The sequence below is a fragment of the Streptomyces pathocidini genome (genome assembly GCF_001418495.1).
Classification (GTDB): Bacteria; Actinomycetota; Actinomycetes; order Streptomycetales; family Streptomycetaceae; genus Streptomyces; species Streptomyces pathocidini.
Genome location: NZ_LIQY01000375.1, coordinates 1 through 7,709 on the forward strand (window position 1 = coordinate 1; position 7,709 = coordinate 7,709).

Here is a 7,709-nt window from a genome sequence, read left to right on the forward strand (position 1 = left end):
GCGCATCCCCGTTCTCGCCTGACTTGAGGTCCTCGGCCAACGCCGCCGAGCTCGCTGCGACACCCGCGAAGGGCACGACCTTCAATAGGCCTTCCCCACCCGCCCGGGCCCCCTTTCCGATGCTCGACAACAGCTTCTCACTGGTGCTCAGATTCTCGACTGCCTGCAGGTCCCGGCCGAAGGACTGGGTCAGCTCCGCCGAGAACCGATCGAATTCATCCACCGTCAGATGGCTTTTCCCCAGCGCGGCGTCCAGGGTCTGGCTCGAATTGCGCAGCGGAATCAGAACCGCCTTCGGATTGGCCGCCAGGGCGTCAAGCGACGTCACATAATCCACATCCGCGCCGTGTCTGGCGATTCGCGAACGGTTCAACTCGACAACTTTTTGCGGATCCCCCTTCAAGTCCTCCTTGGTTACAGCACCTTCCCTCCCTTCCGAGGAGAATCCGCCATCCTGCCGCCCTGTACCACATGCATCGATGGAGCGCTTGGCCCTCGTACCCCCTGACTGGCACAGGTCGACAATCGATGTGTGGCTCGAATCCAGCTCGCTTTCCTCACTTTCGAGTAGTGCCTCCCAGTCCCGCTTTTCATCCTCCAGTCGGCCGATCGCTCTGCTGCCCTCGGCCTGCCGCTCCCATATTTGCCCTCCCTTTCCATCCGGAAAGGAAACCGGACTTGTCTCTACTTTCACCTTCTCCGATGCACCCTCAGCAACGGACCACGGCACGATAATTTCATGACGTCCCGCACCGTCAGGCATTCTGAGGACGTAATTATTCTTCCCCAGAAAATCCAGAAGAGGTTCATCGGCGGGAATTTTGAACTTTTCTCGGAGGTTTCGCGCGACAACATCCGAATCGCTTTCTTCCGTTTCTATGACCTGTACGCCGGATATGTCCACCTTGACCACCTGGCCAATGCTGGCTTTACTTCCAGGGGCCGTGACATCTTCAGGGAATCGACTGACGTACTCGAAGGCCTGACTTTTCCGCTCTGCGACATAGAAGGCTTTCCAGTCAGCGTTATCATTACCGGCAAGTCCCTCGGTCGACCGCTTCAGCCCGCCGCCCAGGATCTTCTGCCCGTCTCCGTACTTGGCGCCGTGATAACCGACAATCTTCACGTTGGAGCGCACACGGTAGCCATCATTCTGGGTTCCAGCTGCCATCGCCGGCAAGCCGTTCGCCTGCCCGCCGCTCCCGCCCTCGGACTGGCTCGGGAAAGCGTACGCCGCTTCGATGCCGGTGACGGAGAGAACCACAGCTGATGCCATGGCCGTTGTCATAACTCGGTGTTTGCTGAGGCGCGGCTTCCTGTGCTTCATCGTTCAGCTCCAGTTTCGCAGGTTCGCTGGGGCCAACCACTGGCCCCATGGCCACTTCGATCCTGACGAGGGCGCGGGCGCACTGAGAGAGGCAAAGGAAAGCGGCTGCGGGAGAAGTTGACACTCCATCAAACTAACGTAGCGTCAGATGACTTGCCGTCAGATGGTGGTAAAGATGCTCGGGCGCAGCAGATCGGGGCACCCGTGGCGATCGCGCCACGGGTGCCCCGATGTCGAGGGTCTGGTTACTCTCCGGCTCCCTGCTCCGAGTCAGTCGCAGGGACGGATTCCTGTACGGCCGTACGGTCAGTCACGTGCTCGGATTCGTCGGGGGCGGCCTGGTCGCGCCCGCATCAGTAGTCCGGCCGCGAAACCGACGGGGCCGGTTCCTGCTCGGCAGGCGAAGACGATCGAATCTCGTTCTGCGACTCTTCCGTCGAAACGCCGTCAGTCACCGGCGCGACTGTGTCGGAGTGCTCTCCTTCAAGCCCGTCCGCCACTGGCTCCTGGGCGGCTTCTGGCAGTTCCTCTGAGGACTTGGCGGAATCCACTGTCCCGTTCTGCTGTTCCCGCTCGGCCATCAGCTGGTCGTACACCGGCGTATCGGTCACCGGCTTGTCTTGCATCGGGGCACCGGCCGCCGGCTTGTCTTCCACCGGAACATCGGCCACCGGCTTGTCTTCCACCGGCGCACCAGTCACCGGCTGATCCTGCGCCGAGGTATCGACCGACGGCTGATCCTCCACCGGGGCACCGGCCGCCGGCTCTTCCACCGGGACATCAGTCACCGGCTTGTCTTCCACCAGGACGTCAGCTGACGGCTTGTCTTCCACCGGAGCATCCCCCAGCCCAAGCCCGGTGTTCTGCTCCTCTTCCTGCTGAGCCGCAGCTTCCGGCGGCGCGTCCGGCTTGTCCGACTGCGGCGTCCCGTTCGGCTCGGACGCTGACAGGCCATCTGCCTCGGCATGAACGCCGCGGGTCTTCTCGATTTCCTGATCGAAGGTCTTGGCATCCGGAATCGAGGGCAACTGATCGGAGTCACGGAGGCGTTGGACGAGCTTGTCCAGATACTCCCGCCGGTCTTCGCGGGATTGGCTCGGGCCGCGAAGGGTGGCCTGCCAGGACTCGTCCTTCCATTGGTCGATATCAATCCGCTGCTTGATGAAGTCCTCGTTGTACTGCTTCGCCCGCTCCACCAGTATGTTGCGGAGCTCCGTGTCATACTGCTTGCGTACCTTTGGGGCAAGTTCCTTCAGTTGTTCGGTCACCTCTCGTTCGGCCGAGAACCTGAGCAGTCGCTTTGCCAGGGGGGAACGGTCACTGCGCTCGATCTTCGCGATTCGCTCGGCAGAGTTGTGCAGGATCAGCGCCTTCTCGGCCTCCAGTTGCTGACGCTCCGTCTCGGTTGCGGACTTCACCAGCTGCGGAAAGCCGTTGGCGCGGAAGTTCTCGAGCTCCTTGGCCCATCCCTCGTCGCGGGCCTTCTTGAACGCATCCAGCGAAGGGATCTGGGCTTCCTGCCACTCGGCGTTGAAGTAGCGGGCTCCGTGGGTCGCAAGCCCAGCCGGCCACAGCGGGGTCTGCAGCAGTGCGTCACCCGCCAGGCACTCGGTCAGGTCATCAGCGTTGAACCGCCCGTGATCGGCGTCGGACCCGGCCTGCGTACCGCACCCCGCGAAGGGAACTATGGACGTGATGGCCGCGGCCTTGTCCAGGGTCGTGGTGTCATTAGCGAAGGAGTCGTACACGCCCTTCGCCCAGAGCGTGGCACCAGCGGCCCCCAGCGCCTTGCCCCCAACGCTGCCGGCTGATTTCAGTGTTCCCCGGATCTTGGCCTTCACCTCCGGCGAAAGCCGGTTGTACTGCTGGATCCGAGCATGGATGTCAGACGGCGAAAGGGCGGAGATCTTCTGACCGTCGCGTACGGTTGTGCTCAATGCATGCCTGGCCGCGAGATCGCCGAAGATCTCCTCAACCTGCTTTCCCGCAGCTCGCTCGGCCTCCTCTTCCAGACTGCTACCTCCCAGCGGCCTGATCTCGTCATGCTCAACACCAATGCTCTCGGGACTTGCTTCCCGGAACTCCGTTGTTTCCGCTTCGGATGGGTTGGCACACACCAGGGAGCCATGGGAACAACCAGACGGCGGGGTGATCTCCGCGATATCGCCTGCTCGTTCCGCGTCCTCGATCGTCTTGTAGTCCGCCGGAAGCCGTGAGAGATCGACGTTGGATGCCACCTTGTAGTTCCGGTAGATCCACTTGTCCGCCGCAGAGGCGCCCTCGGGGCCTCTGTACTGCGGCCTGGGGGCACGACCGGAGTCCCTCAAGTACTGGGATTCCCCGAGGCCGAGTATGCTCTCTCTGGCCTCGAGCACCGATTGCAAATCCGGCTCCTGGGCGACCCGTTCACGGAGTTTCACGCGCGCGTCCCGCTCCGCGGGACCCAGCGCCAGGGTGATGGTTTTTCCGCCGACCTTGCGAGTGACCCGTTCACTCACTCCCTCTGTCTCGGCGGCGATCTTCCGGGCTTCCGGATCGGAGTGCGTAAACAACTCCTCGTAGGGAACGGCGTATGTTTTTCCGGACTTGCCCCGCAGCTTGTCCATGAGGCCGTTGCCCGTCGTGTACCTCAACCCCTCCTCGCCATAGCTGGTTCCGGAGTTGTGATGCGCGGAATGGGTGAGTTCATGGCCGAGAGCATCGGCGGGCCAGAGGTGGAACTCCTCCCCCTTCTCTCCGGTACGGATGTTCGTCACGCTACGGGCGTCGTACTGGACGAGGGACGGGCTGCCCGTGATGCGATCCTGTGCTGCAGCGGGGTAAAGGGCTCCGGCCTTGGGCCTGCCGAATTCCACCGTCTCGCGCACGCCTCCCTTCACCACCTCGACTTTCTCTTGACGGGTCGGCCCGATAACAACACCGTCCTCTAGAGTCTCCGCCCCATCGGCTGTCTTCAGGCGGACTTCGGAACCGTCCTGTCTCTTCACGAACCTGTTCTTGCCGAAGAAATCTATGAGAGCCCCGGAGCTGCCATTGGACTTCAGATAGGCTATGTTCTGTTCAGTATCCTTGATGAACTTCAGGAGTTCGGTATCGGGTACGGGGTCCGGTGTGCGGTTGACCAGGTCAAAGGCGCCGCGTTCGGCAACGTTGTAGACACCCGCCACACGAATTCCGGGGTGGACCTCATAAGTCCAGACGGACTCGTACACCCCTTTCTTTCCGGAGGAGCCGACAACTGGCAGCGCTACCTTCTTCGGATTGAGCCGCTGAAGCTCGGGAGACAGGTTCGGCTGCTCACGGAGGATGGCCAGTCGCTCATCCAACCGCCGCTCAAACGTCTCCTTGCCCCTGACGATTTCGTCTCTGCCCAGCTGCTGGACCACATCCGGGTTGCCCAGTGCCGCCTCAAGCTTCTGGAGATTCCCCCTCAGCTCCTGGGCGACGGCGTCCCTGCCGAAAGGCACCTGGGATGTCTGGCCCTCGTTACCGCCGACCGCAGCCCAGGCGGAGGGGGTGCTTGCGAAAATACCTGCCGCCGCCGCAACGGTCACCCCGATTCTGACGCTCCTCGGGCTGGTGACTGCACTATTGCGCGGTTTCCGATGCTTCGACATTTCCGTCCAGAGGTAGTGGGGCGGTACGACGGAACCGGCCACCGTGCAAGCAGCTCGCACAGAATCAGGATTCTCCACCAGCCGCCCATCGACTTCGGCATGAGATTCCTCATTCACCCAGGCCAATCCCGTATTGAATCTTGACAAGACCCTAATGGATCGCATTTGGCAATCGACGGCAACCAAAGACTATAAGGGGCTCAACCTTTTTCCATGCCGCAAGAATCCCTGCAATGCGACAAGAGGCATGTCAATGCCGACACCCGCAACTCGCTCAGATATGCACAAACCATTACCGGGCGTTCATGGAGCGAGACGACCCGCGACAGGAAATCCGGTGTCCGAGGAAAAGACAGGACGGCCATGGCGAATGCCATGGCCGTCCCGGTACCGGAGTCGTCTTCTACGACAGGCTTCCATCGAGATCGGTCACAACCTCGGGAGCGGACTCCTGGGGTTGTTCGGTTTCAGCCACCCCGTCCTGGCCGGGGAATCCATGGTCCGGCCCACTTGCCTCGGCGAGCGCTCCCGCATGGGTCGCCCCGTCCGTCTCGGTCGGCGTGGCGAGCTCAACGGCTCCGTCCGTCAACAGGGGTGAGGGTGACTCAGTGGATAGGGACGTCTCCATCGCCTCCCCCGGCCAAGGCGCGCCGCTCGCCCCTTGCTGTACCTGAGAGCCATCGCCAGACCAGGTCTCGGCTGTTTCCGGCTCCGCCACGGATTCCCGCGGCACCGATCGCTCTCCTCCGGACTCCTCCACGCCCGACTGCTGCGCCACGGACTCCTCGCCGCCTGGCTCGTCCGGTCGCAGCTCCTCGCTCCCCGGCCCGTCCGGTCGCAGCTCCTCGCTCCCCGGCCCGTCCGGTCGCAGCTCCTCGACCCCTGACTCGTCCGGACGCGGCTCGTCCACTTCCGGACGACCTGATGCGGTGCGCTCCGACCCTGGCTGCTCGGCTTCCGCTCGATCCGCCTCGGACTTCTCCGCCCCCAGGAATTGGGGAGCTTCCGACACCTCGGCCTCCGAACCGGTGGCCCCTGCTGCCGTCCAGCCCGCGATTCCGGCAGCGGCCCCGGGCGCACTCTGCGTCGAGGGGTCGCAGCACTCACCAGGGCTGCCTGTCCTGCTGTACCCATCGTCAAGACCCGCCGACCAGCCCAACTCGGCTTCCCCGACCTTCGGTTGCCAGCCCTGTTGCGCCTGCGGGGGCGACTGCGGAGTGCGCACGGCCGGCCCGCTCGCGGAGGTGCTCTGCCGCTGCATGGCCGCCTCCGTCAGGGCGGGGCCGGAGGCGGGCTCGCGCTCCGGTGACGCGCTGTCGAATGACCGCGCTTCCGGTGGTGCGGCTTCACTTTGCCTCGGGAGGTTTTTCGATTCCGTGGAGTGGTCTGCCACGCCCAGGGACGACCGCTCCTGGACCCTTGGACGGGCCTCGGTGAACGTGGCCGGGCCGACGGCCTCGCTCTCGGCCTTGTTCGCAGTCTCGGTCTCGGTCCTGGTCTCGGTGACAGACGATGAGGCCTGCGACGGCGCCTCCAGGACGGAAAGCGGCGGCTGCTCGTACGGGACGGTCGTGTCGTACGGGGTGTTTGATGATGCCCCCGCCCCATCGACGGCAGGTGGCGCGAAACCGCCCTCGGTCCGGCCGGCTCCTCGTTCCCGAGCGTCCGCTCCCGGCTCTACCAGTGGCAGTCGCCCCGCATCGGGCGCATCGCTTCCGGATCGCTGACTCTTAGGGTCCTGACTGATGGGGCCCGGATTTGGCTCGACAGACTGACCGGCCATGGACGGGATGGCATCGGCAACCTTCCCGCCTCCGTTGTCGATCTCGGGTATGGCGTTGTATTTCTTCTTGGGTTGCGCCTGATGGGAAGGTGCTCCCTTTTCTCTGCCATCAGGGGTCCAAGCCGAGGCTGCTATCGCGAGAATCCCCGTGGCTGCGGCCGCGGCAACCCCCACTTTCACCCCTCTCGAGGAATCCCTGGCAGCATTGCGCGGTTTTCGATGCTTTGGCATTTTTCCCCTGGAAAATACTTGACAAAAACCTGGTCCACTGGCGCCCATTGAGCTCTGTTGCCGCCTGCATCGCCGGAACCGCGGCACGCCGCGACCCGGTCCGAACCGGATCTGGGCATGACGCATCATCACGTAGCCTAAATTCAGCCCCTTCGCCCCCACAGCGGAATAAAGTCTAGATTGCATCAACCTTTTCTCAGTTCCAGGACCGGAGACGCCAAGGGGCGCCCCGTCGAGCGGGGCGCCCCTTGAGGTCATATGTCGGGTGGGGGGATTTCTTTCCATATCTCTTTCGCCGCGGAGCCCTGGCGGATCGTGCTGGGGAGGGTCATCGCGCCTCCCTCATCCGGCGGCGCAGGGCCACCGCCCCGCCGCCGAGTGCGAGGGCGACGAGCGCGGCGCCGCCACCGAGTTCGACGGTGTTCATCCCCGCGAAGGCCCCGCCCTCGCCGGTGTGCGAGCCCTTGGTGGCGCCGACTTTCAGCCAGTCGACGAGCCGCTTGCCGTCACCGCACCGGATGGTGACCTCGTACTTGCCCCGGGCGTGCCAGAACACCTTGGCGCCGCCTGCCAGTTCGCCGCCGCCGGGCCTGCCCGGCTTCAGCCGGACCGTGCCGAACGCGCCGGAGTGCGCCGTAGCTCCCCGGCCCGGCTCGCAGCGCCCGCTGTCGCTGAGCCACACGGTCTGTCCCGGCCGGGCCCACGGCGGGTTGACTCCGCCGGACGGTCCAGCCGCGGCGGTCGCGGCGGC

3 protein-coding genes are annotated in these 7,709 nt (G+C 64.0%); all 3 read right to left on the reverse strand.

Features of this window, described 5'->3' with window-relative positions; translation table 11 throughout:
• On the reverse strand, nucleotides 1–1,276 hold a 1,276-nt coding region (locus tag AOK16_RS26600), incomplete at its 3' end, for a poly(ADP-ribose) polymerase family protein (protein ID WP_169790908.1).
• Nucleotides 1,277–1,680: 404 nt separating this feature from the next.
• Nucleotides 1,681–4,881, reverse strand: a complete 3,201-nt coding sequence (locus tag AOK16_RS27240) for a DNA topoisomerase 2-like domain-containing protein (protein WP_055473237.1) — start codon at nucleotides 4,879–4,881, stop codon at nucleotides 1,681–1,683.
• A gap of 2,405 nt (nucleotides 4,882–7,286) precedes the next feature.
• The coding region (locus AOK16_RS17860; RefSeq protein ID WP_205627717.1) for a hypothetical protein at nucleotides 7,287–7,709 on the reverse strand (423 nt) is incomplete at its 5' end.